At 68.9% G+C, this 25,636-nt stretch carries 29 protein-coding genes and 2 pseudogenes; 14 read left to right on the top strand and 17 right to left on the bottom strand.

Going from position 1 to position 25,636, the window contains the following annotated elements; all coding sequences use genetic code 11:
• Nucleotides 1-58: 58 nt before the first annotated feature.
• On the top strand, nt 59-1,600 hold the full coding sequence (locus ACO0M4_RS06895) for an AMP-binding protein (protein ID WP_430368807.1): 1,542 nt from the start codon (nt 59-61) through the stop codon (nt 1,598-1,600).
• A 624-nt stretch (nt 1,601-2,224) separates the two neighbouring features.
• Here ACO0M4_RS06895 and ACO0M4_RS06900 read toward each other — a convergent pair.
• Both ACO0M4_RS06900 and ACO0M4_RS06905 read right to left on the bottom strand, forming a co-directional pair.
• A pseudogene (locus tag ACO0M4_RS06900) lies at nt 2,225-2,452 on the bottom strand (chaplin); the annotation flags it as partial.
• A gap of 641 nt (nt 2,453-3,093) precedes the next feature.
• Nucleotides 3,094-3,348 (bottom strand): hypothetical protein, encoded by a 255-nt coding sequence (locus ACO0M4_RS06905; protein WP_430368809.1) that lies wholly within the window; start codon nt 3,346-3,348, stop codon nt 3,094-3,096.
• A gap of 72 nt (nt 3,349-3,420) precedes the next feature.
• Here ACO0M4_RS06905 and ACO0M4_RS06910 point away from each other — a divergent pair, with 72 nt between their 5' ends.
• Nucleotides 3,421-3,714, top strand: coding sequence for a hypothetical protein (locus ACO0M4_RS06910; protein ID WP_430368810.1), 294 nt, complete (start codon nt 3,421-3,423; stop codon nt 3,712-3,714).
• A gap of 319 nt (nt 3,715-4,033) precedes the next feature.
• Here the strand turns inward: ACO0M4_RS06910 and ACO0M4_RS06915 are convergent, their stop codons facing one another.
• Nucleotides 4,034-4,381, bottom strand: coding sequence for a hypothetical protein (locus ACO0M4_RS06915; protein WP_430368811.1), 348 nt, complete (start codon nt 4,379-4,381; stop codon nt 4,034-4,036).
• Nucleotides 4,382-4,511: 130 nt separating this feature from the next.
• Nucleotides 4,512-5,114: a hypothetical protein gene (locus ACO0M4_RS06920; protein ID WP_430371424.1), complete on the bottom strand. Its 603-nt coding sequence runs from the start codon at nt 5,112-5,114 to the stop codon at nt 4,512-4,514.
• 712 nt (nt 5,115-5,826) lie between these two features.
• Between ACO0M4_RS06920 and ACO0M4_RS06925 the strand changes: the two genes are divergently transcribed.
• The 3 genes from ACO0M4_RS06925 to ACO0M4_RS06935 all read left to right on the top strand — a co-directional run bounded on the left by ACO0M4_RS06925 (nt 5,827) and on the right by ACO0M4_RS06935 (nt 7,130).
• A complete protein-coding gene (locus tag ACO0M4_RS06925; RefSeq protein WP_390022776.1) occupies nt 5,827-6,072 on the top strand; it encodes a hypothetical protein in 246 nt (81 codons plus the stop codon).
• 320 nt (nt 6,073-6,392) lie between these two features.
• A complete protein-coding gene (locus tag ACO0M4_RS06930; protein WP_430368812.1) occupies nt 6,393-6,668 on the top strand; it encodes a hypothetical protein in 276 nt (91 codons plus the stop codon).
• A 129-nt stretch (nt 6,669-6,797) separates the two neighbouring features.
• A complete protein-coding gene (locus ACO0M4_RS06935; protein ID WP_430368813.1) occupies nt 6,798-7,130 on the top strand; it encodes a hypothetical protein in 333 nt (110 codons plus the stop codon).
• Between the two features lie 397 nt (nt 7,131-7,527).
• Here the strand turns inward: ACO0M4_RS06935 and ACO0M4_RS06940 are convergent, their stop codons facing one another.
• The 4 genes from ACO0M4_RS06940 to ACO0M4_RS06955 all read right to left on the bottom strand — a co-directional run bounded on the left by ACO0M4_RS06940 (nt 7,528) and on the right by ACO0M4_RS06955 (nt 10,536).
• Nucleotides 7,528-7,803: a hypothetical protein gene (locus ACO0M4_RS06940; protein WP_390027622.1), complete on the bottom strand. Its 276-nt coding sequence runs from the start codon at nt 7,801-7,803 to the stop codon at nt 7,528-7,530.
• A 168-nt stretch (nt 7,804-7,971) separates the two neighbouring features.
• The gene (locus ACO0M4_RS06945; RefSeq protein WP_430368814.1) at nt 7,972-8,769 is read right to left on the bottom strand and encodes a hypothetical protein; all 798 of its coding nucleotides are present in this window, start codon (nt 8,767-8,769) and stop codon (nt 7,972-7,974) included.
• A 661-nt stretch (nt 8,770-9,430) separates the two neighbouring features.
• The gene (locus ACO0M4_RS06950; RefSeq protein WP_430368816.1) at nt 9,431-9,709 is read right to left on the bottom strand and encodes a hypothetical protein; all 279 of its coding nucleotides are present in this window, start codon (nt 9,707-9,709) and stop codon (nt 9,431-9,433) included.
• A 323-nt stretch (nt 9,710-10,032) separates the two neighbouring features.
• Nucleotides 10,033-10,536, bottom strand: coding sequence for a hypothetical protein (locus tag ACO0M4_RS06955; protein ID WP_430368818.1), 504 nt, complete (start codon nt 10,534-10,536; stop codon nt 10,033-10,035).
• Between the two features lie 1,194 nt (nt 10,537-11,730).
• Here ACO0M4_RS06955 and ACO0M4_RS06960 point away from each other — a divergent pair.
• From ACO0M4_RS06960 to ACO0M4_RS06970, 3 genes are all read left to right on the top strand, one after another.
• Nucleotides 11,731-11,988, top strand: a complete 258-nt coding sequence (locus ACO0M4_RS06960) for a hypothetical protein (RefSeq protein ID WP_430368820.1) — start codon at nt 11,731-11,733, stop codon at nt 11,986-11,988.
• Between the two features lie 232 nt (nt 11,989-12,220).
• Complete coding sequence (locus ACO0M4_RS06965) at nt 12,221-12,568, top strand: hypothetical protein (RefSeq protein WP_430368822.1); 348 nt, start codon at nt 12,221-12,223, stop codon at nt 12,566-12,568.
• Nucleotides 12,565-14,283: an AMP-binding protein gene (locus ACO0M4_RS06970; protein ID WP_430368823.1), complete on the top strand. Its 1,719-nt coding sequence runs from the start codon at nt 12,565-12,567 to the stop codon at nt 14,281-14,283. Before ACO0M4_RS06965 ends, ACO0M4_RS06970 begins: the two co-directional genes overlap by 4 nt.
• Before the next feature lie 8 nt (nt 14,284-14,291).
• Here ACO0M4_RS06970 and ACO0M4_RS06975 read toward each other — a convergent pair whose 3' ends face one another.
• Nucleotides 14,292-14,495 carry a hypothetical protein gene (locus tag ACO0M4_RS06975; RefSeq protein ID WP_430371425.1) on the bottom strand — a complete coding sequence of 68 codons (204 nt, stop codon included), beginning with the start codon at nt 14,493-14,495 and terminating at the stop codon, nt 14,292-14,294.
• A 107-nt stretch (nt 14,496-14,602) separates the two neighbouring features.
• Nucleotides 14,603-14,842, bottom strand: a pseudogene (locus ACO0M4_RS06980) (hypothetical protein); the annotation flags it as partial.
• A 72-nt stretch (nt 14,843-14,914) separates the two neighbouring features.
• Here ACO0M4_RS06980 and ACO0M4_RS06985 point away from each other — a divergent pair.
• On the top strand, nt 14,915-15,592 hold the full coding sequence (locus ACO0M4_RS06985; protein ID WP_430368824.1) for a hypothetical protein: 678 nt from the start codon (nt 14,915-14,917) through the stop codon (nt 15,590-15,592).
• 142 nt (nt 15,593-15,734) lie between these two features.
• Here ACO0M4_RS06985 and ACO0M4_RS06990 read toward each other — a convergent pair whose 3' ends face one another.
• From ACO0M4_RS06990 to ACO0M4_RS07020, 7 genes are all read right to left on the bottom strand, one after another.
• Nucleotides 15,735-16,112, bottom strand: a complete 378-nt coding sequence (locus tag ACO0M4_RS06990) for an MmcQ/YjbR family DNA-binding protein (protein ID WP_430368825.1) — start codon at nt 16,110-16,112, stop codon at nt 15,735-15,737.
• Nucleotides 16,113-16,154: 42 nt separating this feature from the next.
• Complete coding sequence (locus ACO0M4_RS06995; protein ID WP_430368826.1) at nt 16,155-16,724, bottom strand: GNAT family N-acetyltransferase; 570 nt, start codon at nt 16,722-16,724, stop codon at nt 16,155-16,157.
• Between the two features lie 101 nt (nt 16,725-16,825).
• Nucleotides 16,826-17,578 (bottom strand): hypothetical protein, encoded by a 753-nt coding sequence (locus ACO0M4_RS07000; RefSeq protein WP_430371280.1) that lies wholly within the window; start codon nt 17,576-17,578, stop codon nt 16,826-16,828.
• A gap of 480 nt (nt 17,579-18,058) precedes the next feature.
• Entirely contained in the window at nt 18,059-19,516 is a 1,458-nt protein-coding gene (locus ACO0M4_RS07005) for a catalase (protein WP_430368827.1), read from the bottom strand.
• Between the two features lie 218 nt (nt 19,517-19,734).
• On the bottom strand, nt 19,735-20,946 hold the full coding sequence (locus ACO0M4_RS07010; protein ID WP_430368828.1) for a thiamine pyrophosphate-binding protein: 1,212 nt from the start codon (nt 20,944-20,946) through the stop codon (nt 19,735-19,737).
• Nucleotides 20,947-20,955: 9 nt separating this feature from the next.
• Nucleotides 20,956-21,852 carry a 2-hydroxy-3-oxopropionate reductase gene (locus tag ACO0M4_RS07015; RefSeq protein ID WP_430368829.1) on the bottom strand — a complete coding sequence of 299 codons (897 nt, stop codon included), beginning with the start codon at nt 21,850-21,852 and terminating at the stop codon, nt 20,956-20,958.
• Between the two features lie 70 nt (nt 21,853-21,922).
• Complete coding sequence (locus ACO0M4_RS07020) at nt 21,923-22,762, bottom strand: TIM barrel protein (protein ID WP_430368831.1); 840 nt, start codon at nt 22,760-22,762, stop codon at nt 21,923-21,925.
• A gap of 136 nt (nt 22,763-22,898) precedes the next feature.
• On the opposite strand from ACO0M4_RS07020, the gene ACO0M4_RS07025 reads away from it, so the two are divergent.
• The 5 genes from ACO0M4_RS07025 to pucL all read left to right on the top strand — a co-directional run bounded on the left by ACO0M4_RS07025 (nt 22,899) and on the right by pucL (nt 25,594).
• Nucleotides 22,899-23,183 (top strand): thiamine-binding protein, encoded by a 285-nt coding sequence (locus tag ACO0M4_RS07025; protein WP_430368832.1) that lies wholly within the window; start codon nt 22,899-22,901, stop codon nt 23,181-23,183.
• On the top strand, nt 23,180-23,560 hold the full coding sequence (locus tag ACO0M4_RS07030; protein WP_430368833.1) for a helix-turn-helix domain-containing protein: 381 nt from the start codon (nt 23,180-23,182) through the stop codon (nt 23,558-23,560). The genes ACO0M4_RS07025 and ACO0M4_RS07030 overlap by 4 nt, the downstream gene beginning before the upstream one ends.
• Before the next feature lie 171 nt (nt 23,561-23,731).
• Complete coding sequence (uraD, locus tag ACO0M4_RS07035; protein WP_430368834.1) at nt 23,732-24,244, top strand: 2-oxo-4-hydroxy-4-carboxy-5-ureidoimidazoline decarboxylase; 513 nt, start codon at nt 23,732-23,734, stop codon at nt 24,242-24,244.
• On the top strand, nt 24,241-24,654 hold the full coding sequence (gene uraH, locus ACO0M4_RS07040) for a hydroxyisourate hydrolase (protein ID WP_390026909.1): 414 nt from the start codon (nt 24,241-24,243) through the stop codon (nt 24,652-24,654). Before uraD ends, uraH begins: the two co-directional genes overlap by 4 nt.
• A gap of 7 nt (nt 24,655-24,661) precedes the next feature.
• The gene (gene pucL / locus ACO0M4_RS07045) at nt 24,662-25,594 is read left to right on the top strand and encodes a factor-independent urate hydroxylase (RefSeq protein ID WP_430368836.1); all 933 of its coding nucleotides are present in this window, start codon (nt 24,662-24,664) and stop codon (nt 25,592-25,594) included.
• Nucleotides 25,595-25,636: the final 42 nt, after the last annotated feature.

Raw genomic sequence — 25,636 nt, forward strand, 5'->3', positions numbered from 1 at the left:
GACTCCGTTCCACCTTGCAGACGTGTTTGTTCCGGGTACATCGAGCACAGGAGAGAGCATGCGGACACCGATGACGATCGCGGACTTCCTGGACCGGGCGGAGTGGGGATTCCGCCACAGCCCGGGAGTGGTCGACGAACCGCATCAGCCCGCCCCGCCGGTGCCCGAGACGACCTACGGGCGGTTCGCCGAACGCATCCGCGCCTGGCAGGCGGGTCTGGACGCCCTCGGCGTCGGCGAGGGCGAGCGGGTGGCGGTGGTCAGTCACAACTCCGCACGTCTGCTGGAGCTGCTGTTCGCGGTCCCGATGAGCGGCCGCGTCTGCGTCCCGGTGAACTTCCGCCTCAAGCCCGAAGAGGTCGCCTACCTCGTGGAGCAGAGCGGCTCCTCGGTCCTCCTCGTCGACCCGGAACTGGACGGGGCGCTCTCCGACATCAAGGTGCGCCACCGCTTCGTCCTCGGTGCGCAGACCGACACCGAACTGATGCGGTTCGGCGTGGAACCGCGCCCCTGGTCGCACCCCGACGAGGACGCCACCGCGACGATCAACTACACCTCGGGCACCACCGCCCGCCCCAAGGGCGTACAGCTGACCCACCGCAACATCTGGGTGAACGGCATGACCTTCGGCCTGCACACCCGCGCCTGGGAACGCGACGTCTACCTGCACACGCTGCCGATGTTCCACTGCAACGGCTGGGGCATGCCGTACGTGATGGCCGGCCTGGGCGTGAAGCAGGTGGCGCTGCGCAAGGTCGACGGCACCGAGATCCTCCGCCGCGTCGAAGAACACGGCGTCACCCTCATGTGCGGCGCCCCGGCCGTCTGGAACATGGTGCTGGACGCGGCGGCGACCTGGGCGGGCGAGATCCCCGGCCGGGACCGCGTACGGATCGTCTGCGCGGGCGCCCCGCCGCCCACCAAGACCATCCAGCGCGTGGGGGAGGAACTGGGCTGGGAGTTCATCCAGCTCTACGGCCTCACCGAGACCTCACCGCTGCTCACCTTCAACCGCACCCGCCCCGCCGACGTGGACCTCCCCGCCGAGGAGCGGGCCCGCAAACTCTCCCGGGCGGGTGTGCCGGCACTCGGCGTCAAACTGAAGATCTCGGACGCCGGCGAGGTCCTGGCCCGCTCGAACACGGTGCTCGACGGGTACTGGAACAAGCCCGAAGAGACGGCGGAGGCACTGGAGGACGGCTGGTTCCACACCGGCGACGGCGGCACCTTCGACGAGACCGACGGCCATCTGACGATCTCCGACCGGAAGAAGGACGTGATCATCACCGGCGGCGAGAACGTGTCGTCGATCGAGGTGGAGGACACCATCTTCAGCCACCCGGCCGTCGCCGAGGTCGCCGTCATCGGCGTACCGCACGAGAAGTGGGGCGAGACCATCAAGGCCCTGGTCGTCCTCGCCGAGGGCACGACGGCCCAGGAGTCCGACATCATCGCCCACTGCAAGCAGCACCTGGCGGGCTACAAGGCCCCGACATCGGTGGAGTTCCGGGACAGCATCCCGCGTACCGCCACCGGCAAGATCCAGAAGTTCAAGCTGCGGCAGCCCTACTGGGCCGGGCTCGATCGAGGCGTCAACTGACGCTCCGTCGCCGGAGCCGGCCCCGCTCCGCCCCGGTCAGCAGCGCGAGAGGCGAGCGAAACGCCCACTGACGGGCAGTTCACCGCCGACGGCGGTGAACTGCCGACGAAGACCAGCGGTAGCCCGGGCCACGAAGACCCGGGCTGCGGCTGGAACTCCTGAACGGCCGGGCTACCTGCGCGTGTCCCGCTTCCTGAACACGCGCCGCCCCTCGGTGCCTTCGTGCGGCACGAGGCGGCCGTCCGCGATCCGTACCGCGACGAGATCCGCATCCGTGCCGAGCACTGCACTCGGCACGTGTACGCAACCGCCGCGGTTCCGGGTGGTTCCCGGTGTTCCCGCTCAGTTGCGAGCGGTGCGGCGACCCCGGCGGTAGAGCAGGATGCCGCCCATCAACAGCCCGGCACTGGACGCGATCGCCAGGCCGGTCTCCGCGCCACCGGTCTGTGCCAGCTGGGGGCGAACCGGAATGTGGCGGTGCTGCCGGTCCTGCCGGTGCTGCCGGTGTTCAGCGGCGGGGGCCGGAGCGGCCGGCGCATGGCGCTGGACCACGGGGGTTTCGCGGCGCACCTGGCGCTTGTGCTCCTTCATTTTGTGGTGCGGCCGCGCGTGGGATTTCGACACGTTGACGCAGTGGTTGCCGAAGGCGGGGTTGAGCGCTCCGACCACGTCCACCGTATTGCCGCACGCATTGATCGGGATGTGAACGGGCACCTGGATCTGGTTGCCGGAAATGACACCCGGAGATCCGGCAGCGGTGCCCTCCGCTCCGGCGTCGGCCGCGGACGCTCCCGCTCCTGCGAGCAGCAGGCCGCCCGTGGCAACCGAAGCGGCAATGACCCTTTTGATCACGTGACTCCTCCTTGACAGTGCGGTCACATCCGCGGACCGCACAACACACAACGACGCTGAACGCAGAAAGCTCCGAATGCACCATTTCGATCACTCTTTCAGCTTGATGTGTATGCCTACTCGGTGGAGAGCGGAGGTAGATACGTTTGTATGGCGATGCGCCTCACACGATGAGCGGGTCGCGAAAAAATAGCCGGAGAAATCCGGCTCGGTGCAGCAGCGGGACTCGCGAAAACCCGGAATCAGAAAATCCGAAAAGACGCGAGGATCGCGCCGTGAGATGACCTGTGTATGCCTCAGGTGGGGCGCCCCTGGACCGCCTGTGAAGGCGGCAGGATCGGGGCGCCCCCTGACCAGGGCCCGGCGATCAGTTCCGATTGAGCAGTGGGAGTCGGCCCACGTGCAGAGGACCGATATCGCTGGCGACCTTCACGGGGTCGCCGAGGAATCCACCGATCTCCGGGTCGTTTCCGTCGGCATGGGCGGGTACGGAGAGAACCCCGGTGAGAGCGAGGGCTCCCAGAAGGGTGGCAACGGCACGGCGCATAGCGGCTCCTGCTCCATTCGTCGTGTTGACGTGCAACTGGCACAGGCCACCCTGGCACCGGCGCTTCGCGGACTTCCCCGCCCACGCCAAGCGATCACCTGATCGCGCGATTGCGGTATGCGCGCGCAAGGCGCGGAACGCCGGAATGCCGGAACGCCGGAACGCCGAAAAGCAGCCGATGCTGCGGTTCGCGGAAATTGTCCAAGGGAATACGGCCGAACGGGTGGTTGCCTACTGAGTGCGCGCTGCGAACCCCGGCTGTTGACGTCACAAAACCCATGCAGGGCAAGGGAATTCGCAAATCCTCGATCATACCGTCCGGCGCGTCGTTCCGCGACTTCACGGACATTTCGTATTAGCCTCCCTGACTGTACGAAGTCGTTACATAACGACCTCAACCGCTCGATCCACCGGAGAAGAAATGCGCAAGCTTCACAAGGCTGCTGTCGTGGCCGCGGTCCTCGGCAGCGTGAGCATCCTCGGCGTCAGCGCCGCCATGGCCGACGGCGAGGAAGGTGGCGGCGGCAGAGGCCGCTTCGACATCAAGCAGAGCTCCATGTGCAGATCGCACGACACCAACGTCGACGTCCTCGGCGAGGTCGGGATCGCCAACGGCCTCGGCGGCAACCTGCTCGGTGGCGAGGGCTCGCCCGGTGCGCAGTCCACCCACATGGGCTCGTCGATGGGCTGCAACAACGGCGCATTCAGCAAGTAACCGGAACGGACAGGGTCCCGGCGTCCACACGACGAAGTGGACGCCGGGACCTTTCCTGTCTGCTCCGGGAAATCGGGCCGGGACGCCAACAGGCCCCGGTCCCAAGGGCATTAGGCAGCAGAAGCCCGCAGTCCGCGGCTCCCACACCTGCCGCGCGGCAGGCGGCAGAGAGCGCCACACACGAAAGCGAGAGCGCTGACGTCCGCATAGCGAGAGCACCAACGCACGAAAGCGGGGCCGGCCGCCGGTGGGCGGGCCGACCCCGTGGAGTCGTTACCGGGACAGGGGCACCCCTGCTCGGTCAACAAGCGTGTGGAACTCAGAAGTCGGCGTGCGACCGCTTGAACCCCTTGGCCGGCGGAAAGTGGTTGGAGCAGTTCATGTGCGGGCCGATTTCCGTGGTCCCCCTGCTCAGCAGGCCGTTCTCGGGCCACACCACGCGCTGCCTGGCAGCGGTCGAACAGCGCTGCATCTGCTTGATGATGAGGCGATCGCCGTCCTTGGTGCGGTAGACGGCCTCGTGCTTGTGGACGCAGAATCTTTCGCCAGCGACGCCGCGGCTGCAGTGGCTCCCTCCTTCGGCGTGTGCCTGGGGGGCGATGGCGCTGGCCGCGGTGAGGCCGCCCATCAGTGCCACGATGGCTGCGATCTTCTTCTGACTGAACATGTACTGCGTTCCTTTGTGATCGATGCCCGGGCGCGATGCTCCGCGAACGGGCCCGCGCCCGAGCCCTGAGAATGCCGAAAAGGGTTCTGGTGCCCGGACCCGAAGGCCGGACACCAGAACCCCGCGGTGATTACTTACGAAGGGCGGCGTTGTCGCAGCCCATGCGCGAGCCCTGGTGGGTCTGCTGGTTTCCGGGCGAGCCTTCGCCGTTGAGCGCATTGCCCAACACGCCGTTCAGCAGCCCGACCTGGCCGAGAACGTCGACGTTCAGGTCATGGGACCGGCACATGGTGTGCTGCCCGATCTTCACGTCCTCGTGGCGCTTCTCGGAGGACTGCTGGACCGGTGCCTGCTGAACGGGCGCCTGGGGGGCGGCCTGTGGGGCCGGCGCCTGCAGAACGGGTGCCTGCTGGACCGGCATCTGGGGGGCGGCCTGCGGAGCGGGCGCCTGCTGAACGGGCGCCGGCGGAGCGGCCTGAGGGACGGGCGCCTGCTGAACGGGCGCCGGCGCAGCCGCCTGAGGAGCAGGCGCCTGCGGAGCGGCCTGGGGGGCCGCCTGCGGAGCGGCCTCCTGACCGCCGCGTTCACCGCCGGACGAAGAGGCCCCGGAGGCCGAGACGGCCCAGGCGGTGGCCTGCGGGCCGTTCCCGTCAGCGAAGCTGACTCCGGCTCCGGCGGTGGAGAGGCAGCCGACTGCTGCGACGACGATGGCAACTCGTTGAAGTGTGCGCATGGAACCTTTGATCCTTGATTGCGTGGACGGGGAAGATGCCGCGACTACTAAGTGTGAGGATATGCGCACTCAATGTAATCAAGCGCACATTTCGCCCTCTACACTTTTCGTGTCGTTCTCGCAAGAGGAGGCCCCCTCCCCTACGTCCGTGACGGGCCGCTGGTGGTGCGCTCTGGCGCCCCGGGCAATGGGTGACGAACTCTCATGGACCGCTCCGGATATCCGTCCGAAGGTTCTCAACAAGCCGATACGGCAAGCCACTTGATATCGATAAAGCACAACGAAGGCGTGCCCGGTGGGCAGTGAAGCGGCCCGGTTGACGTCGCTGCCGCACGCTTCTTGGGCCTCTCTGGGGAAAGAACGAGGCGGGCCCCCGGCAGGGGTACGGGGGGCGGTCGATAGTCACCCGTTTGCCCTTGCTGTCGGCGTCGCCGGCGAATTCGAGGAGGTCGCTCGCCGGGTCGGTGTCAATGCGATGCGGATGGCGTTCCTGTCGACCTGGCCGGTCTTCCCTGGTGTGACTATCAGGGTTCCTTTAAGGCGGATTGGAGTGCGGGTGGCATGGCGAAACCTGGCGCCTCCGCCCGCCTTTCCTCGCTCTCCGACACAAGGCGCGTAACGGAGTGGAACCCCCAGATTGGCTACTGCTAGTGTGCGCGCAGTCACAGCCAGCAATTAGGGCTCAGTAGAGGTACGAAGGGTCGAGGGTTCCATGCGTAAGTTCCAGCAGGTCATGATCGTCGCCGCGGCGGCCGGCGGTCTGTCCGCCGTCGGTGCCGGTGTCGGTACCGCCTACGCTCACGATGGCGGCAGGCTGCACAAGAACGAACTCTTCCGCCCGTACCAGGAGTGCAGCCCGCAGACGTTTGCCGAGGCCAATCTCCCGATCGGCGTGCTCGCCGTTCCCGAGACCTGGGGCACCACCTGCGGCCAGTTCAATCACGCCTTCGCAAGGTAAGGCCGGCCGGGCAACCATATTCGACATCGATCGCGGGCCCTTCGGGAATGTCCTCCCGAAGGGCCCGTTTGTTTGTGTCTGAATAATTGGGTCGCCGCTGTACGGCCGAATGGGTGGTTCGCCTCGAAGTGCTTGAGTCTCTCTCGGCCCGTTGGATGTCCAACTCACCAGGAACTTGCCATCGTTACAAGGGCCAAGTTCGTTCGTGAACGTCTAACATCCGGCGCGTCGCCCAGCAACCGCGAATCTTTCGTATTAACTATCCAGCAACTGCACGAGATCGATCGGTAATCGATCGCTTCCGCTCACATGGAGAAGAAATGCGCAAGCTTCACAAGGTTGCTGTCGTGGCCGTCGCCCTGGGCAGCGTTGGCTTCTTCGGTGCTGGCACCTCGTACGCCCTTGGTGGGGCGGGAGGCTTCGGCGCCGGCCAGGGTTCCCAGTGCCGCACACACGACCTGAACGTCGACGTCCTCGGCGAGGTCGGCATCCTCAACGGCGTGCTGAGCAACGCGCTCAACGGCGAAGGCTCGCCGGGCGCGCAGGCCACCCCGATCGGTTCGGGTATTGGTTGCAACAACTCCATCGGCAAGTAGCCGGGCGGGGTTCTGGTGTCCGGCCTTCGGGTCCGGGCACCAGAACCCTTTTCGGCATTCTCAGGGCTCGGGCGCGGGCCCGTTCGCGGAGCATCGCGCCCGGGCATCGATCACAAAGGAACGCAGTACATGTTCAGTCGGAAGAAGATCGCACCCATCGTGGCACTGATGGGTGGCCTCACCGCGGCCAGCGTCATTGCCCCCCAAGCACACGCCGCCGACACCACGGGACTGTGCACCCGTGACATCCAGGGAAATGTCACCTGCCTGCAGAGAACCACCGGGGCCAACGAAAACGGACAGTACACCGTCAATCAGTCGAAGAGCTGCATGCCGACATCGCCGGTGACGATTCCGGCGCACGGGCTGCTCAATCCGGGAACCACTCAGGTCGGGCCCGCAATTACCTGCAACAACACGGCGCAGGTGCCCGCCGGAGACCAGATGGCCCCCATGGATTGACCTTTGGCGGGGAACTCCGGCGGGAGCCTTCCGCAAACACCGCATGGGTAGGAATCCGACACGGTGTGCAGAGCGGCCGCAAAGGATCCGGTCGGCTACGACCGGGCGACGCACCGCCGTTGAGCGGAAGTGCGCTCGCGCCGAAACGGCCGCACCGCCAGCTCCTTCCCGCATCCGTCTGAACAAGGGGCGAGGGCTCAGACCACCCCGCCGAACGGCGAATGGCCGGACCTAGTGGAAACGGTCCGGCCATTCGCCATGTGCGGTTCGTCGTATGTCGTTCGCCGTTCGTTGTGCGCCACGCGTTGCCTGCACGCTCATGCAACCAAGGAGTCCCGGTGCCGAGCCGATGGCTCGGCACCGGGACCAGGTCAGTTCAGGTGCTTTTGACGGACGTTCAGAAGGCGCTGTTGTCGCAACGCAGGTTCGCGCCCGTGTGGGAAGGCTGTGCGCCGGGCGCACCCTCGCCGTTGAGCGCGTTGCCCAGCGTGCCGTTGAGAAGTCCGACTGCGCCAAGGACGTCGACGTTCATGTCATGCGACCGGCACTCGGTGCCCTGCCTGACGTCGAGGTCGTGCCCCGGCTCGCCGTGGGCGTAGGCGGTACCTGCGCCGAGGGCGCCGACACTGCCGAGTGCGGCAGCCACGACGGCAGCCTTGTGGAACTTGCGCATTTCTTCTCCGGTGAATTGAGCGGTTGTGATGTGTAGACGGATGGCTACGTGCGGGAAGGTCCCTCGGGAACTGGCCGGCGCTCAGGTGGCGAGCGGAAGCCGGAATGGCTCCGCCGCCACTGGTGCGCAAAGACAACTCCAGTTCGCCAGATGGAGGTTGATGAGTGATCAGGTCATGCGGGGCAGGTCAAGCTGTCCCAGCGGCGGAGCCGCCAGCCGCCCGAGTCCGACCGGGGACACCTGCGGGACATCCGGCGAAACCAGCGGGTTGACCAGCGGATTGACCTGGGGGTTGATCTGCGGGTTGACCTGGGGCGCGGGCTGCGGCGAGAAGACCTGCGGAACGGCGACCTGCGGCGCGACCTGCGGCGTAACCTGCGGGGCAGCCTGGGGAGCGACCTGCGGGGCGGCCTGTGCAGCCGGTGCCGGTGCTGGTGCCGCCGCCTGCGGAGCGGACTGCTGCGGACCACCAGGGGAGGTGGACGCCTGCGCGACGCCGTGCGACGTGGCCCAGGCACTGGCGTGCGGGCTGTCGAACTGCGGCCCGTACTGCTGCGGAGCGGGTGCCTGAGGGGCGGCCGGCTGTTGGGCGTACTGCGGCGCAGGTTGCGGGGCCGACTGTTGTGGTGCGGGGGCGTACTGCTGCGGGGCAGGTGCCTGAGGGGCGGCCGGCTGTTGGGCGTACTGCGGCGCAGGTTGCGGGGCCGACTGTTGTGGTGCGGGGGCGTACTGCTGCGGGGCAGGTGCCTGAGGGGCGGCCGGTTGCTGGGCGTACTGCGGCGCAGGTTGCGGGGCCGACTGTTGTGGTGCGGGGGCGTACTGCTGCGGGGCAGGTGCCTGAGGAGCGGTGGGCGGCGCGGCGCCGTTGTACCCGGCAGGAGCATCGGCATAACTCACGCCGGCGCCGATGGTGGACAGACCGCCAGCCGCCGCGACGACGAGCGCGATCTGGTGAAGCTTGCGCATGGAACCCTCGGCCCTTCATTACCTGTATGGAAAACTGATTACTTATCGCTGTCGTGAGTGTGCGAACAGAGGTAATCCCGGGCTTCGCGCCTCGCGCACCCCGCGCAAAGCCACGGCGGAAGCCTCCCGCTGGACCGCGGCAACGCCAATCGTGAGGCCCTCCAACGGCCCTCGCGAGTGACGGCGCAGCCCATCGCCCCTCCTTCGATTCGCGTCGGACACCTCGTCGACATGGTCGCCGCAGACCGCCCGGAGCCAGGAAGAGGACACCCCGCTCGGCGGCCCATAGGCCCATTCGCTGTTCTCTCCCAGCGAGGAACGGCGAATTCCCGGGCCGGGTAACGGGAATCAAAGCATGGTCACCCATTTGCCCACCGGCATGCACCATTTGGAGTGTCGGAACGCGCAACGACAAGGGCGCTCCACCCCAGCAATGCGCCGCTCGCTTGTCAACCGCGGTAGTTTTATCGGTAGTTCTCCGGCCGGGGCGTACGGCTCCACACGATGGATCAGATCGGTTCGGCGGGCACCCGCCCGTGTTCCGTTCGCCACCGGAAATCGCATCAGATGCAGGTCGAAAGAAAGCAAAAAGGGTTCTCGACGCCGGCCTTGCGGCCCGGCGTCGAGAACCCTATGGGTGACCTGTGCGGTTACTAGCGGCTCAGAGTGCGCTGTTGTTGCAGCCCATGGTGGAGCCGAGGTGGGTGGACTGCGCACCCGGCGAGCCCTCGCCGTTGAGCGCGTTACCCAGCAGGCCGTTGAGGATGCCGACCTCGCCGAGCACGTCCACGTTCAGATCGTGCGACCGGCACTGGGACCCCTGCTTGATATCGAACTGGCCGCCGCCCTGGCCGCCGTAGGCGAAGGCGGAGCCGGCGCCGAGGAAGCTGATGCTGCCGAGAGTGGCAGCCACGACGGCAGCCTTGTAGAGCTTGCGCATTTCTTCTCCGGAAAGTTTGAGTCGATGTGGACTGCGATCTGCAGATGTGATCTGCGATGTACCAACTTCGTACAGTTGGGAAGGCTAATACGAAATATCGATCGACCTTGAGCGACGCGCCGGATTATGCGACAGAAAAAAATAGGAAGTTGCCCCGGAACCTGAGCAGTTCGGGGCGTGATTACGCAGCAACGGGTGAAGGTGCCGGTGGCGATTCAGCTAACTGGTTGATTCAGCGAGGTCTGCTGAGCATGTCGCATGAGAAGGCCCTTCGAGGGGTGCCCCCTCGAAGGGCCCGCGGCACTGCGGCGGCTGCAATCTCCCTACCGGGCCGTGGCGAAGGCGTTGGCCTGGTTGTTGGCCTGGGTGCAGTTGACGCCATGGGTCTGAGGTGCGGCCAGCAGGCCGATCGGGACGTTGGCGTCGAGCAACGACTGCGGGCTGCACTCCTGGTACGGACGGAACTGGTTGTTCTGATCCTGCGGACCGGACTGCGGCAGGATGTGCGCCACCTGCGGCGACAGTTGTGGATTGAGCTGGGGGTTGAGCTGCGGGGATACCTGCGGGCCGGCCTGCGGGGCCGCGGCCTGCTGCGGAACTGCGGATTGCGGGGCGCCCTGCTGGGGGCTGCCTTGCGACCCGTAGGCGTGCGAGGTGGCACCCGAGGCTGTCCAGGACGCGGCCTGGGGGTCTTCGTGTTGCGGAGCGGTGGGCGGGGCAGCGCCGTTGTACCCGGCCGGAGCGTCGGCCTGGCTCGCGCCGGCGCCGATGGTGGACAGACCGCCAGCCGCTGCGACGACCAGCGCGATCTGCTGAAGCTTGCGCATGGAACCCTCGGCCCTTCATTGCCTGTATGGAAATCTGATTATTTATCGCTGTCTTGAGTGCGCGAACAGAGGTATTCCGGGCTTCGCATCGTGCGCGCCCTGGGTAAAACCACGGCGGAAGCCTCCCGATGGACCGCGACAATCCCCGCCGTAAAGCTCTCCACGTCGCCTCGGAGTCGATGGTCCGGCCCATCGCCGATGCTTCAACTCACGTAGTCCATTCGCTGCTCTCTCCCAGCGAGGAACGGCAAATCCCCTTCCCTGGTAACGGGAATCAATGCGCGGTCACCCATTTGCCCACCGGTGTACGTCATTTGGAGAGCCGATGCTCTTGCCTTTGTGGCGATCGGCTACCTCGGGTCACTGGGGCATGTGCTCGGTGCGCGGAATCTGGGCGAGGAATGTTGCGAGGCTTCCGGTCCCGCCGGAAGAGGGGGAGGGGCGGGCCTGGCCGCTTCGAGGGGAGCGGCCATATCGTCAGTTAAGTTCTCTTGACGGTCCCGGTGGTCCCGGTGTGACGGGACGGTGGGGGGAGCGACGGCCAGCGTGGAAGGGCTAACAACACGCTGGCCGTCGATGTTCTCCCACCTGAAAGAACGTCGCCATCCTAAGCCAACGATGCGCCGGCCGCCCCGGCCTTACCCGTTCGTGTGGGGTGGGTGATTGGGGGAGGGGGGCGACTTTCCGAAGCCGGCGCAGCGTGGGCTGGCGTGCCATGTGTCTGCCGAACTCGCGGCGGAATGGCATGTGTTGGGATTTCCTAGGGCCGCGTTGCGGTCTTCGTGTTCTTCTTCGCCTTCGGCGTCGTGCGGGAGCGTCATTCCGTTCTGGCCCCGTTGTCGGCGCGTGATGGTGATCTGTTAGCCGCGGCGCGCCTCGTCGCTCCTGTCCGGCTGATCATCGGGGGCGGCCGTGGCAAGGGGCGGCCGGTTGTCGGCGTCGGTAGCGGTATCGGTGTCAGAACGGTTCACCCGGCATCCCCTCCGCCCTGTCGGTGAGTTTTTTCGCTGCGGAAGTGTGCGTGCGGGGTGCGGGGTCGACGGGGCGTCACCCGGCGCTACTGCAATTGGGCACCCGACCGGCGCTGCCCCGGATGCCAGCGTCGATGAGCGATATGCAGATAATCCGATTAATCTCCGATAACAGCGCGATGTGGATCTTTGATGCTCGCTTCACTCGAACCAAGGAGGAGAAATGCGCAAGCTTCACAAGACTGCTGTGGTGGCCGCCGTCCTCGGTAGCGTCGCCTTTCTCGGTGCCGGCGCAGGCACCGCCAATGCCGCTGAGTCAAGGGGTGGCTGGGGGTGCGACGGCCAGGACCTGAACGTCGACATTCTCGGTCAGGTCGGGATTCTCAACGGTCTGCTGGGCAATGCCCTCAACGGTCGGGGCAACCCGGGCGCGCAGATCAGCCCCATGGGTACCTTCTGTGGTGGCGGTCACGGCGACTGAGCACGTCGGGTAGCCGTGTAGGTCACCGCAATGGGTCTCGGTGCCCGGGCCACAGGTCCGGGCACCGAGACCGTTTTGCGGTCGTTTCCGTTTCCTTTTCCGTATGGGGAACGGGTAGGCGAGCCGAGGGTCCTCGGGGGACGTTCGACGCCATGCTGGGGGCGGCGCGTACGGGTTGTTCGTGGGGTGGATTTTCCGCGCCGGTGGGCAATCTTGCGGGTGGATGACAGCGATGGCTGACGACGGGTCTTGGGAGCGGCTGATGAAGGTGTTGGTGGATGCGCTGGGGCAGGCACCCCCTCAGGGCGGAGTGACGCGCACGCCCCTGGAGGTGCGGGGGTGGGGCGATCCCCGGCTGGTGCGCAGCGGGAAGGGGGATGGTGTGGCGTCGGCCGTCGGCTGGTCGCCGGGGGAGGGCGGCGCGTCGCTCGTCGCGCACTGGTATGCCGTCGCGGATCCCGAGGGGCGCCGCCGGCGGGTGGAGTTCGCCGAGCTGCCGAGGACCGGATCCGGCGCGATCCGCCGCGCCGCCGTGCAGGGTGGCGGCGGTGCCGCGTACAGGGAGGGGGGCCACCGGTGACCAGTCAGTCGCATATCGAGCTGTCGTACGCGAGCGGGGCGGCGGACCGGCCGCTGCTCGGCCGCACCATCGGCGCCGACCTGGCCCTTACCATCGCCCGCTTCGGTGACCGCGAGGCGTTGGTCGAGGTGGCCGGCGGGCGCCGCTGGACCTACGCCGAACTGGGACGCGCGGTCGACGAGGTGGCGCTCGGGCTGCTCGCCAAGGGGGTCGGCAAGGGCGACCGGGTCGGGATCTGGGCGCCCAACTGCGCCGAGTGGGTCCTCGTCCAGTACGCCACCGCCCGGATCGGCGCGATCCTGGTCAACGTCAACCCCGCCTACCGGGTGCACGAGCTCGCGTACGTCCTGCGGCAGGCGGGGGTGACCGTGCTGGTCTCCGCCGTCACGCACAAGACCAGCGACTACCGGCGGATGATCGAGCAGGTGCGGGCCGACTGTCCGGCGCTGCGTGACGTGGTCTACCTCGGCGACCCGACCTGGGGCGGGCTGCTGGCCGCCGGTGCGACCGTCCCGCACACTCGGCTCGCCGCCTGCGAGAAGGCGCTGACCGCCGACGACCCGGTCAACATCCAGTACACCTCGGGCACCACCGGCTTCCCCAAGGGCGCCACCCTCTCCCACCACAACATCCTCAACAACGGTTACTGGGTCGCCGAGACGCTCGGCTACACCGAGCACGACCGGGTGTGCCTGCCGGTGCCCTTCTACCACTGCTTCGGCATGGTGATGGGCAACCTCGGCGTCACCACGCACGGTGCCTGCATCGTCATCCCGGCGCCCTCCTTCGAACCGGCCGCCACCCTGCGGGCCGTTCAGGACGAACGCTGCACCTCGCTCTACGGCGTGCCCACCATGTTCATCGCCGAGCTGAACCTGCCGGACTTCGCCGACTACGACCTCGCCTCGCTCCGCACCGGCATCATGGCCGGCTCGCCCTGCCCGGAGGAGGTGATGAAGCGGGTCGTCTCCGAGATGCACATGGCCGAGGTGTCGATCTGTTACGGCATGACCGAGACGTCGCCGGTCTCCACCCAGACCCGCCGGGGCGACGACCTCGTTCACCGCACCGCGACCGTCGGCCGGGTGCTGCCGCACATCGAGGTCAAGGTCGTCGACCCGGCGAACGGGGTGACGGTGCCCCGCGGCACCCCGGGCGAGTTGTGCACCCGTGGCTACAGCGTGATGCTCGGCTACTGGGAGGATCCGGAGCGGACCGCCGAGGTCATCGACCGGGCCCGCTGGATGCACACCGGTGACCTGGCGGTGATGAACGACGACGGCTACGTCCGGATCGTCGGCCGGAGCAAGGACATGATCATCAGGGGCGGGGAGAACGTCTATCCGCGGGAGATCGAGGAGTTCCTCTACTCCCACCCCAAGATCGCCGACGTTCAGGTCGTCGGCGTCCCGGACGAGAAGTACGGCGAGGAGATCGCCGCCTGCGTGATCCTCCGTGATCCCGTCGACACCCTCACCCGCGACGAGCTGGCCCGTTACTGCCGTTCCCGGTTGGCGCACTACAAGGTGCCGCGCTATCTGGAGATCACCGACGCCTTCCCGATGACCGTCAGCGGCAAGGTCCGCAAGGTCGAACTCCGCGAGCGGCTCGCGGCGAAGTGGGGGACGGCGGGCCCGGCGGCCGCGGAGCCGATGCCGGACCGGCCGGGAAACGCCCACGCGCCGGCCCAGGAGGGCAGCCTGGACTCGGTGTGACGGGTTGATCAGCCGTGTCGGGGCGGGGAGTTCGGGAGGTAGCCCAGGTCGCGGAGGACCGGGTCGGCGCCCGGTTCCCCGCCCCGGCCGTGCAGTGGCGTCAGCAGCGCGGGTTGCTGCGGCGGCCACAACGCCTCGTGCGCGTCGGCCAGTTCGTCCCGGCTCCACCACCGCCAGCCCAGGATCCGGTCGTCGGCGTGCGCGGCCGCCACGCCCTCGGTGGGCTCCCGGCGCGGCCCGTGCGCCAGGTAGATGTGCTCGCCCGCAGTTCGCGCCGCGCCCCGGCCTGCGGGGACTCGCCGGGATCGAGTCCGCCGCCGGGCATCGCCCAGTGGACGCCGACCTCTTCGTTGTCGTAGCGGAGCAGGAAGACCGCATCGTCCGGGGCGAGCACCGCAACGCCGGCCGCTCGGCGGGGTGTTCGCGTCAGGCGCATCCGCGCACCGTACGGCGCGGGCCGGCCCGGGCCGCGCCCGGGTCGCCGTCGGTGCCCACCCGCCCGGCCGATAGGGTCCTGACCTGGCCCGTTCCCGGGTGCCGGGAGCGGGCGAAAGGCCATCAACCAGGCCGAACGTCAAGGCCGTTAACCAGGCCGGAAATCCCGCGGGATTCCCGTCAAGAGGGGACATTCATGACCCGTATCGCACGTTGGGCGACCACTGCCGCTGCCGTGGCCGCCGCCCTGGGGAGCTTCGCCGCCCCCGCCTACGCCGACGTCATCCAGCCCGGTAGCCCGGACGGCCCCACCCGCGAGGTGCTCACCGCCGGCTGCGCGAGCGGCGAGGACGCGGCGACCGTGGCGCCGACCGTGGTCGACGCCGACAGTGCCGCCAGCTTCTACCGCTGCGACCCGGTCACCCACCGCGTGGCAGCCCAGGACGGGCACGCGACCTGCGCCCCTGGTGGTCTCTTCGACTGGAACCGGGGGCTGTGCGAACCGGCCGCCACGGTGCCCGAGATGGCGTCCCGGCTGACCGCCGGCAAGGCCACGCTGTCCACCAAGCCGCTGAAGGTCATCGGGCTGCACGCCACCCTGGTGCGGGCCCGCGCCGCCGGCCCGCAGGACGCCATCTGGAACGCCACCATCACCTTCAAGGACACCACCGGCAAGGTGCTGTGCGTGGCGAAGACGGACACCGCCGGTCTGGCGTCCTGTGACGCCGAGCGGCCGCGCTCCGGCGCCGAGGTGCTCAGCGGCGGCTACACCGCCGAGTACGCCGGCAACGGCGCGGTGAACGGCGGCTACGACACCGTCGCCCCGGCCACCGCACAGGGCGGCATCCGCGCCGTCCTGCCGCCCCAGGGCTGACAATCCGTCCGACGTGATGCCCCGCGGTCGCCTCTGACCGGTCCGGAGTGGCCGCCCATTTCTGCGGGTGGCCGCGGCCGGACCGGTCCCGGTGGGAGGAGTGGCTGCGGGGCATCCGTAGGGCGCGGGGCCGCGGGCCCGGTCAGCGTCGCTCGCCCGGCCAGTCGAGCAGGAGCCGTTGGGCCCGCGGGAGCGAGGCGACGACCAGGTCGTAGGAGTCCTCGATCAGCTCCCGCACCGTGCGGTCGGGGAGGCCGCCGGTCAGGGAAACGGTGTTCCAGTGGCGCTTGTTGAGGTGGTAGCCCGGGACCACTTCGGGGTGCGTGGCGCGCAGTCGCTGAGCTAGTTCGGGGTCGCATTTGAGGCTGACGGTCAGTGGTGCCGCGTCCAGCGACGTCAGCGCGAAGATCTTGCCGCCGACCTTGAACGTGGAGACCTCCGGATTGCGGGGGAAGGGGTTCTCCTCGGTGGCGCCGTTGAATCCCAGGCAGACGGCGCGGAGGGCGTTCGCATCGATCACCGGCACATTATGGCCCGCCCCACCGACAGGGCTGACGGGGTGTCATATCGGCTCCCCGTACCGGCTCCGCGCCGCCGCCTCCCGGCGCATGCAGACCCGCGGCCAGCGGTCCAGGCCCAACTCCGCCTCGTGGGCGCGGATCGCCCGCAGGCCCGGCGTCAGCTCGTCGGCGGCCAGCCGGCGGAATCCGAGCCGGGCGTAGTACGGGGCGTTCCACGGGACGTCGGCGAAGGTGGTCAGGGTCAGTGCGGGCGGCCCGCCGTCCCTCTCCGCGTGCCCGAAGGGCGGGGGAGGCAGCTCCACGGCCCGGTCGATCAGGGCCCGGCCGATGCCGCGCCGGGCCCGCTCCGGGTGGACGGAGACCTGCTCGATGTGGTGGCAGCCGTCGACCGGGTCCCAGAGGAGGTAGCCGCGGGGCGGCTCGCCCGCCTGCCCGGTGTCGTAGGCGGCGAGGGCCCGGCCGGCCCGCTGGTACTCCGCCAGCAGTTCCAGCGGCGGCGGCTCGTCGTCCGCGATCCGCGCCATGCCGAGCGCGCGGAACGGCTCCCCGGCGGCGCGTTCGAGGGCGCGCAGGGCGGGCAGGTCGGCCGGGTCCGGGACGCGGATGATCATGCGGTCAGTGTCGCCGGTCGGGGCCCACGGGGCGAACGGTTTCTGGTGCTGGTGCTGGTGCTGGTGCTGGTGCTGGTGCCGGCCCGGTCGGGGCGGCGGGCTCAGGGGCTGTTCGGCGGCCGGCCCCCCTGGGCGATCAACTCGTCGGCCGCGTCGTTGACCGGCTGCGGGGTACCGGTGAGGTCCATGACGAACAGCGGGACGTGCAGTTCGTCGGCGCGGGACCGGGCGTCGCGGGCGTAGCCGGCCAGGGAGAAGGAGACCGCGACCGCGGAGTCGGACAGGCCGTTGAGCCAGACGCACTCGATGTCGCGGAGGGCGGTGGCCCGGGTCGTCGGATCGACCTGGGCGACCACACCGGTGCCGCGCAGATCGACGCCGGTGGCGGTCCGCTCCTGGGCCCGGGCTACATCGGCGAAGCCCAGCCACTTCAGGTACTGGGCGGCCGCGGTGATGCAGTCCCGCGCGGTGCGGATGGTCACCGGGTGGAACGCCGGGCGCTGCGGCGGCGGGCCGAGGGCCGGCCGGGGCGGCGGCGCCGATGCGGCGGGAGCGGCGGGGGAGGGGAGGTCGGGCGCGGGCGACGCGGCGGGCGTCGGCGTGACCGGCACCCGGACGACCGTGCCGCAGGCGCAACCGCTCTCCGGCGCCGGCCAGTCGTCCTGCCGTCCGCAGACCTCGCACCGGACCGCCACCCAGGACGCCTCCCAGGTGCGGTGCAGTATCTCGACCGGCATCCCGCCGCGCAGCACGGGCAGGGTCAGTGGGGCACCGCAGGCGCAGGGGAAGGTCGGCGGGGTGAAGGCGTTCTCGCGGCGGCACGTAGGGCACCGCACCAGCACGCTGTCGGCCATGGTCGGCTCCAGGCGGGTCGGGCAGACGATCGGTCGGCTCTGCTTGCCGTCCATGGTCTCCCCAAAGGTGCCTGTCGGGGGCGGGAATGCGTCGAGACGTCGCGGCCCGGGCGGGTGGAGGGGCGGGGGAGCGCGGGCACGACACAGGGCCCGGAATCCGTGACCGTACGGAATTCCGGGCCCTGTGGAGGGTTCCCGCCCGACAGTGCGGGAGAGGGGCGCGACGGGACATCCCCCAGCTTCCGCTGGGAGGTACCCCCACACCGTCGGGCGGAGTCGGTGTCGAGGGGTGGGCTTGCGGTTGTGGGGCAGCAGGCGGGCTCCGCGGCGGGGAGGCGGCTCGCCCTCCTTGACGGGCGGGCCTGCCACCGCACTGGAATCTCCCCGGGAATCCGCGGAGCTCCGCGCTACTTCCCCGTACCGGCCGACCACCCCTCAACGGGCCGGCCGGTACGGGTGCGCAAGGGAACTGACCTCCCGTCAGTCCTCGCGCAGCTCACGGACGCGCGCCTCGACGCGCTTGCCGTAGCCCTGGTCGGCGGCGTGGAAGTGCGCGAGGTTCTTCTCGATCACGTCGTCGCGGCTGACCTGGGCGAGACCGCCGGCGATGTTCTCCACCAGGCGCTTCTTCTCGTCCTCGGACATCAGGCGGTAGAGCTCACCGGCCTGGTAGAAGTCGTCGTCCTTGGTGTGGGCCGGGGCCTCGTGGGTGCCGACGTGGCCGGAGACGGCCAGCGGCGCGGAGAGCGGCCGGTCGGTCTGGGCCGGACCGTCGTAGGAGTTCGGCTCGTAGTTCTTCGCGTGGCGGTCGTAGGCGTTCGACGCCATGAGGCCGTCCCGGCCGTAGTTGTTGGCGCTGGTCGCCTTGGGGGCGTTGACCGCGAGCTGGGTGTGGTTGACGCCCAGGCGGTAGCGGTGCGCGTCGGCGTAGGCGAAGAGCCGGCCCTGGAGCATCTTGTCCGGGGACGGGCCGATGCCGGGGACGAAGTTGTTCGGCGAGAACGCGGACTGCTCGACCTCGGCGAAGACGTTGTCGGGGTTGCGGTCCAGGACCATCCGGCCGACCCGCTGGAGCGGGTAGTCGGCGTGCGGCCACACCTTGGTCAGGTCGAACGGGTTGAAGCGGTAGTTGGCCGCCTCGGCCGCCGGCATGACCTGCACGTACAGGGTCCAGGAGGGGTACACGCCCCGCTCGATGGACTGGAGCAGGTCGGTCTGGTGGCTGTTGGCGTCCTTGCCCACCAGGTCCGCGCCCTGGTCGGCGGAGAGGCTGCGGACGCCCTGGTTCGTCTTGAAGTGGTACTTGACGAAGAACGCCTCACCTGAAGCGTTGGTCCACTGGTAGGTGTGGGAGCCGTAGCCGTTCATGTGGCGGTAGGAGGCCGGGATGCCGCGGTCGCCCATGAGCCAGGTGACCTGGTGGGTGGCCTCGGGGGCGTGCGCCCAGAAGTCCCAGACGTTGTCCGGCTCCTGCTTGCCGGTGAACGGGTCGCGCTTCTGCGAGTGGATGAAGTCGGGGAACTTGATCGGGTCCTTGATGAAGAACACCGGGGTGTTGTTGCCGACGAGGTCGTAGTTGCCCTCTTCGGTGTAGAACTTCACCGCGAAGCCGCGCGGGTCCCGGACGGCGTCCGCGCCACCGAGGCTGTCGGCCACGGTCGAGAAGCGGATGAACAGCTCGGTCCGCTTGCCGACGGTGCCCAGGAAGTCCGCCCGCGTGAAGCCGGTGACGTCGTCGGTCACCTCGAAGTAGCCGTACGCGCCGGAGCCACGGGCGTGCACGACGCGCTCCGGGATGCGCTCGCGGTTGAAGCGCGCGAGCTTCTCCAGCAGGTGCTGGTCCTGGAGAATGATCGGGCCGCCGACGCCTGCGGTGGCGGAGTTCTGGTTGTCGGCGATCGGGGCGCCGGACTCGGTCGTCAGCGTGGGCTTCGACATGGTGACCTTCCGTACGAGAGCGCGGAAGTTGGCTTCCGCATGTCGGAGCGTAGAAAGCGCTCCGACCAAACGTCAACAGTTTGTTGAAACAATCTGGTGTTGCTGTGGGGTGGGTATTCCGGGCGGCGGCCGCGCCTGGGCGCGACAGGACAGGTGTCAGCGCAGCCACCGCCCGGAAGCTTGTTGTCGCGGGTCCGGAGGACCCCTCCGCGACGGGCTCAGGTCCCGTACGCGCGGGTGTGCACCGGGTCCGCGGGCAGACCGTCGTACGCGTCCGCCGCGCGCTCGGCCCGGACCTCCACCAGGACCGGCCGTCGGGTGGAGACGGCCTCCTTGCGGGCCCACTCGACCGCCGAGCGGAGCTCCGCCGGATCCAGGACGTCCCGGCCCGCGCAGCCGTACGCCTCGGCGAGCTTCACCGGGTCCGTGAACGGGTCGGCGTCCTCGCGCCCGCCGAGCAGCACCACCACGAACGGCGCTTCGTACTGCGCCGCCGCGGCCAGTTCCCCGGCCGTCAGCGGGAAGCCGTGGCCGTCGACGACCACCACGACCTCCGCCGCCCGCTCCCCCCGGGAGTCCAGTGCCGTGCGGACCCCGATCGCGGTCGGCACCTCCCACCCCGGCGGACCGCTGCGGCGCGGCACCCGGTGCCGGTGCTCGGCGGTACCACCGGCGGCGCCGATCTCCGGCAGTCCGCTGACGACGTAGGTGTCCGCCGGCGGCCGCGCGGCGAAGACCTCGGCGAGCTCCGCCAGGGCCCAGTGCGGCCTGGCGCCCGCCGGGTCCGGCGGGACGGACAGGGGTACCACCGCTCCCGGCGCCGAAGGCCGGACGCCGTCCACCAGGGCCGGTCCGGCGCCGGGAGCGGAGGGGGCGACCGGACCCGGGCCGTACGCGATCTCCACCGCGGCCAGATCGGCCGGGACGTCGATCAGTACGGGGCCGGGCCGGCCCTCCCGCGCGATGCGGAACGCCTCACGGAAGGCGCCCGGGATCCGCGCGGGGTCCTCGATCCGCTCGGCACGCTTGGTGACCGCACCGGCCAGCCGGACCAGGTCCGGCGGCCGGTACCCCGCGTGCCGCAGCGGTACGGCGGGGGCGGGTGGCGCGGACGCCTCCCGGCCGGTGACGCACACCAGCGGGACCGCGTCCTGCTGCGCCGCGTACAGGCCGCTGAGCAGCCGGACCGCCCCGGGCCCGGCCGCCACCGCGGCCACGCCGACCTTCCCGGTCGTCCGGGCCCAGCCGTCGGCCATGTGCGCGGCGCCCTCGGCGTGGCCCGCCGACAGGTGGGCGATGCCGCCGGTCCGCTCCATCGCTGCGTACAGCGGCAGCAGTGCGGCACCGGGGCAACCGAAGACGGTGTCGACGCCCTCGTCCTTCATGATCTCAACGACCGCCTGTACGGCGGGAATCCGACGTGCCCCCATGACCGGGTCTCAGTCCTTGAGGTCGTATCCGGAGAGGCGTTCGACGCCGCGGAGGAGGGCGGAGTGGTCCAGGCCGCCGTCGCCCTGGGCGCGGAGGGAGGCGACCAGGGAGGCGACGACGGAGCCGACGGGCAGGGCGGCGCCGACGGTGCGGGCGGCGTCGGTGACGATGCCCATGTCCTTGTGGTGCAGGTCGATGCGGAAGCCGGGCTTGAAGTCCCGGTTGATGAAGTTGTCGGCCTTGCGTGCCAGGACGGTGGAGCCGGCCAGGCCGCCCCCCAGGACGTCCAGGGCGGCGGGCAGGTCGACGCCGGACTTCTCCAGGAAGACCACGGCCTCGGCGCAGGCCTGGATGTTGACCGCGACGATCAGCTGGTTGGCGGCCTTGACGGTCTGGCCGGAGCCGTGCGGACCGCACAGCACGATGGTCTTGCCCAGCGCGTCGAAGAGCGGCTTGGCGGTGTCGAAGTCGGCCTGCTGACCACCGACCATGATCGACAGGACGGCCTCGATGGCGCCGGCCTCACCACCGGAGACCGGGGCGTCCAGGACCCGGATGCCCTTCTCGGCGGCGTTCTTGGCCAGGTCGATGGAGGTCTGCGGGGTGATCGAGGACATGTCGATCAGCAGCGCGCCACGCTTGGTGTTGGCCAGAATCCCGTCGGGGCCGTAGGCGATGGCCTCGACGTGGGGGGAGGCGGGGACCATGGTGATGATGACGTCGGCGTCGGCCACCGCCTCGGCGATGTTGGCGGCCGCGGTGCCCCCGGCATCAGCCAGCCGCTGGAGCTTGTCGGCCTCCAGGGTGTAACCGGTCACCGCGTAGCCGGCCTTGATCAGGTTCTCGGCCATGGGCGAACCCATGATGCCCAGCCCGACCCACGCAATCTTCGGCAGGTTGCTCATTGAAAAGCCTCTTTCACACTCAAACAAAAGGGGAACGGCGACGGCGCCAGGTGATGCCGGGGATACCGGGTTACCGGGCGGCGCGTAGCGGCGTGGGCAGCCAGGCGAAGGAAGAGGCGCTGGGCGCCTGGCCGGGCTTGTACTCCAGGCCGACGTAGCCGTCGTAGCCGTTCTTCTTGAGCCGGCCCAGCAGCGCCACGAAGTCCAGGGCGCCGGTGCCGGGCGCGCCGCGGCCGGGGTCGTCGGCGATCTGCACGTGCGCGGTCTTGGCGGTGTAGCGGTCGATGACCTCATCGAGGTCTTCGCCGTTCATCGACAGGTGGTAGAGGTCCATCAGGAACCGTGCGTTGTCCAGGCCGGTGGCGGCGTTGACCGCGTCGACCACCTCGATCGCCTTGGGCGCCGAGACGATCGGGCACCGGGGCGACTCCGGCGCGTTGAGCGCCTCGATCAGCAGCGTGCCGCCCACCTCACCGACCGCCCGCGCGGCCCAGACGAGGTTCTCCAACGCCAGCGCGTCCTGCTCGGCCGCACTGACGCCCTCGACGCGGTTGCCGTAGAGGGCGTTGAAGGTGGTGCAGCCCAGCGAGGTGGCGAACTCGATCGCCACCGGCACGTTCGCCCGGAACTTCTCCGACTCCGCCCCCGGAACCGAGAGCGCACCACGGTCGGGACCCGGCAACTGACCGGCATAGAAGTTCAACCCCGTCAGCTGCGTACCCGCATCCCGCAGGGCATCGCGCAGCGCGTCCAGCTCGGACCGCTCCGGGGTCGGGGCGTCCACCCACGGCCACCACAACTCCACCGCCGTGAAGCCCGCCGCCCGCGCGGCAGCCGGCCGCTCCCACAACGGAAGCTCGGTGAACAGGATCGACAGATTGACGTTGAAGCGCGTGTCCGTGAAACCCATAGGGCCCGGCGCTCCTTCCGGATAGCGGAACTTACTTTCTGCGTAACGGAACACTGCCGGGCGGGCGGGGAAGCTGTCAAGGGGGGTCGTGGGCAATTTCTGGTCGGCGGCGCGAAGCCCGCGTAGGTTGAACGGCGTGCGATTGAGAGTTGAGTTCACGACGGAGCCGTTCGATCTGGACGAGGCCCCAGCCCATGCCGTGGTGGCGCGGGAGATCGTCACCGGCGCGAAGCTGGACGCCGTCGACGTGGGGCCCTTCGGCAATACCGCCGAGGGGGATGCCGACCAGGTGTTGAGCGCGGTCGGCGCCCTGCTGCGGCAGTCCCTGGAGGCGGGTGCCACCCGGGTCTCGCTCCAGGTCAATGTGATCGCGGACGACCGGCAGGGCGGCGCCGCGGGGGACGAGGGGGACGCGACGTGACGGAGCCCGCCGACCACCCCTTCGTCCGGGCGGTCAAACCGCTGGTGGATGCGATGGGCGGCCAGATGGTCCCGCCCGACCAGGCCCGGGGTGACGACGTCGTGCTGGCCTGGGAGGGGCAGGACCGGGTGGCCGTCCGGCTCCCCCACCTGTCGGAATCGCTCGATCACATCCTGGCCGAGTTGCAACGCCGGCACGGCATGCCACTCTCGGAGCTGGACCGCAAGACCAAGCAGTCGGTGGTGCGGATACTGGAGAGCCGGGGTGCGTTCTCCGTCCGGCACGGAGTGGAGACCGTCGCCGGCGCCCTCGGCGTCAGCCGGTTCACCGTTTACAACTACCTGAACAGGGAAAGCGCCGCGAAGGACGCCGACTGAGGCGAATGGGGTGCAATTCCCCGTCCAACGGCCCGAGCCGCCGTCCGGAGACCCCGGGCGGCGGCTTTTGTGTTGCCGACTTTTCAACAAAGTGTTGACGTGATGTTGCCGGAGGTCTTAGCTGTTTCCAGCCAACCAGAGCTGTCCAGCACCAGGCCACGGAGGCTTCCCGTGTCTTCGACCACGCCCCAAGGGCTTACCCGGTTCAACACCGTCGACGTCAGCGAGGCCCAGGCCGCTCTGCACGAGGTGTGCGCCAGCCGGGCTTGGGGGAGCAAGGTTCTCGCCCAGCGCCCCTACGCCACCATCGACGCCCTGTTCGCCACCAGTGACGCCGCCATGGCGGAGCTGTCCGCGGACGACCTGGCGGAGGCGATGGCCGGGCACCCGCCCATCGGCCGGCCCAAGGCGGGCGACCCCACCTCCCACCGCGAGCAGAGCGGGATGGCCGGCGCCTCCGACGAGCTCAAGGCGGAGCTGCTCGAACTCAACCTGGCCTACCAGGAGAAGTTCGGGCACGTTTTCCTGATCTGTGCCTCCGGCCGCACCGGGGAGCAGATGCGCGACGCGGTCCGTAACCGGATCGACAACACGCCGGAACAGGAACGCGAGATCGTCCGTGTGGAGCTCGGCAAGATCAACCGCATCCGCCTGAACCGCATCGCAGAAGGAGACCCAGCATGAGCAGCGAGACGGCTGCACCGACGTCGGTGTCCACGCACATCTTGGACACCAGCGTGGGCCGCCCCGCGGAGGGCGTCGCCCTCACGCTCTCGGTGCGCTCCGGCAGCGGGGGTGCGTGGACCGTCCACGGCGCCGGCAAGACCGACGTCGACGGGCGCTGCAAGGACCTGCCGGCACTGCCGGAGGGCACCACCCACGTACGCATCGACTTCGAAACCGAGGCGTACTTCTCTTCACATCAGTACAGCGTCAATCAGCAAGCCGAGGAACAGCAGGACGCCCCCGCGCTACGGGACAGCGGAGCCTTCTTCCCGGAGGTGGCAATCACCTTTGCCGTCAAGCCGGGCGAGCACTACCACGTACCGCTGCTGCTCAACCCGTTCGGCTACTCCGTATACCGAGGGAGCTAGCACCGACATGCCCACGATTCTCGGCCAGAACCAGTACGGCAAGGCGGAAAACCGCGTCGTCAAGATCACCCGCGACGGCGCCACCCACCACATCAAGGACCTCAACGTCTCGGTCGCGCTCTCCGGCGACCTGGAAGAGGTCCACCTCTCTGGCTCGAACGCCAACTGCCTGCCCACCGACACGACCAAGAACACCGTGTACGCCTTCGCCAAGGAGTACGGGATCGAGTCGGCCGAGCAGTTCGGCATCCACCTGGCCCGGCACTTCGTGACCAGCCAGGAGCCGATCAAGCGGGCCCGGATCCGGATCGAGGAGTACGCCTGGGAGCGTATCGAGACCTCGGACGGCAACTCCCGCTTCATCGGGGCCGAGGAGGTCAAGCACTCCTTCGTCCGGAAGGGCCAGGAGACCCGCCTGACCGAGATCACCTACGACGGTGAGAACTGGCAGGTCATCTCCGGCCTGAAGGATCTGATCGTGATGAACTCCACCAACTCGGAGTTCTGGGGGTACATCAAGGACCAGTACACGACCTTGAAGGAGGCGTACGACCGCATCCTGGCCACCCAGGTGGCCAGCCGGTGGCGCTTCAACTGGACCTCCGACGAGCAGCGGATGCCCAACTGGGAGCGTTCGTACGAGCAGGTCAAGAAGCACATGCTGCAGGCCTTCGCCGAGACCTACAGCCTGTCGCTCCAGCAGACCCTGTACCAAATGGGGTCGCGCATCATCAACAACAGGTCCGAGGTGGACGAGATCCGCTTCTCGCTCCCGAACAAGCACCACTTCCTCGTGGACCTGGAGCCCTTCGGGCTCAAGAACGATACCGCCGACGGGGCCGTCTACTACGCGGCGGACCGCCCGTACGGCCTGATCGAAGCCACTGTTCTGCGCGACGGCGTCGAAGCCCAGATTCCGATGGATCTGACGAACCTCTAGCGGCTCGACGCAACGCCGTGCCTCGCGTCCCCTCCCCACCCC

It is taken from the genome of Streptomyces sp. RGM 3693, assembly GCF_050471125.1.
GTDB lineage: Bacteria > Actinomycetota > Actinomycetes > Streptomycetales > Streptomycetaceae > Streptomyces.

Coding starts and splice junctions, on each gene's coding strand:
- ACO0M4_RS06955 (WP_430368818.1), bottom strand. CDS start 10,536: ATGCGCAAGCTTCAGCAGATCGCGCTGGTCGTCGCAGCGGCTGGCGGT.
- ACO0M4_RS06930 (WP_430368812.1), top strand. CDS start 6,393: ATGCGCAAGCTTCACAAGGTTGCTGTCGTGGCCGTCGCCCTGGGCAGC.
- ACO0M4_RS07000 (WP_430371280.1), bottom strand. CDS start 17,578: ATGGCCGACAGCGTGCTGGTGCGGTGCCCTACGTGCCGCCGCGAGAAC.
- ACO0M4_RS06910 (WP_430368810.1), top strand. CDS start 3,421: ATGCGCAAGCTTCACAAGGCTGCTGTCGTGGCCGCGGTCCTCGGCAGC.
- ACO0M4_RS06940 (WP_390027622.1), bottom strand. CDS start 7,803: ATGCGCAAGTTCCACAAGGCTGCCGTCGTGGCTGCCGCACTCGGCAGT.
- ACO0M4_RS06945 (WP_430368814.1), bottom strand. CDS start 8,769: ATGCGCAAGCTTCACCAGATCGCGCTCGTCGTCGCGGCGGCTGGCGGT.
- ACO0M4_RS07020 (WP_430368831.1), bottom strand. CDS start 22,762: ATGGGTTTCACGGACACGCGCTTCAACGTCAATCTGTCGATCCTGTTC.
- ACO0M4_RS07005 (WP_430368827.1), bottom strand. CDS start 19,516: ATGTCGAAGCCCACGCTGACGACCGAGTCCGGCGCCCCGATCGCCGAC.
- ACO0M4_RS07010 (WP_430368828.1), bottom strand. CDS start 20,946: ATGGGGGCACGTCGGATTCCCGCCGTACAGGCGGTCGTTGAGATCATG.
- ACO0M4_RS06920 (WP_430371424.1), bottom strand. CDS start 5,114: ATGCGCACACTTCAACGAGTTGCCATCGTCGTCGCAGCAGTCGGCTGC.
- ACO0M4_RS07015 (WP_430368829.1), bottom strand. CDS start 21,852: ATGAGCAACCTGCCGAAGATTGCGTGGGTCGGGCTGGGCATCATGGGT.
- ACO0M4_RS06995 (WP_430368826.1), bottom strand. CDS start 16,724: ATGATCATCCGCGTCCCGGACCCGGCCGACCTGCCCGCCCTGCGCGCC.
- ACO0M4_RS06965 (WP_430368822.1), top strand. CDS start 12,221: ATGGCTGACGACGGGTCTTGGGAGCGGCTGATGAAGGTGTTGGTGGAT.
- ACO0M4_RS06985 (WP_430368824.1), top strand. CDS start 14,915: ATGACCCGTATCGCACGTTGGGCGACCACTGCCGCTGCCGTGGCCGCC.
- ACO0M4_RS06915 (WP_430368811.1), bottom strand. CDS start 4,381: ATGTTCAGTCAGAAGAAGATCGCAGCCATCGTGGCACTGATGGGCGGC.
- ACO0M4_RS06925 (WP_390022776.1), top strand. CDS start 5,827: ATGCGTAAGTTCCAGCAGGTCATGATCGTCGCCGCGGCGGCCGGCGGT.
- pucL (WP_430368836.1), top strand. CDS start 24,662: ATGCCCACGATTCTCGGCCAGAACCAGTACGGCAAGGCGGAAAACCGC.
- ACO0M4_RS06905 (WP_430368809.1), bottom strand. CDS start 3,348: ATGTCCGTGAAGTCGCGGAACGACGCGCCGGACGGTATGATCGAGGAT.
- ACO0M4_RS06935 (WP_430368813.1), top strand. CDS start 6,798: ATGTTCAGTCGGAAGAAGATCGCACCCATCGTGGCACTGATGGGTGGC.
- uraH (WP_390026909.1), top strand. CDS start 24,241: ATGAGCAGCGAGACGGCTGCACCGACGTCGGTGTCCACGCACATCTTG.
- ACO0M4_RS06950 (WP_430368816.1), bottom strand. CDS start 9,709: ATGCGCAAGCTCTACAAGGCTGCCGTCGTGGCTGCCACTCTCGGCAGC.
- ACO0M4_RS06895 (WP_430368807.1), top strand. CDS start 59: ATGCGGACACCGATGACGATCGCGGACTTCCTGGACCGGGCGGAGTGG.
- ACO0M4_RS06960 (WP_430368820.1), top strand. CDS start 11,731: ATGCGCAAGCTTCACAAGACTGCTGTGGTGGCCGCCGTCCTCGGTAGC.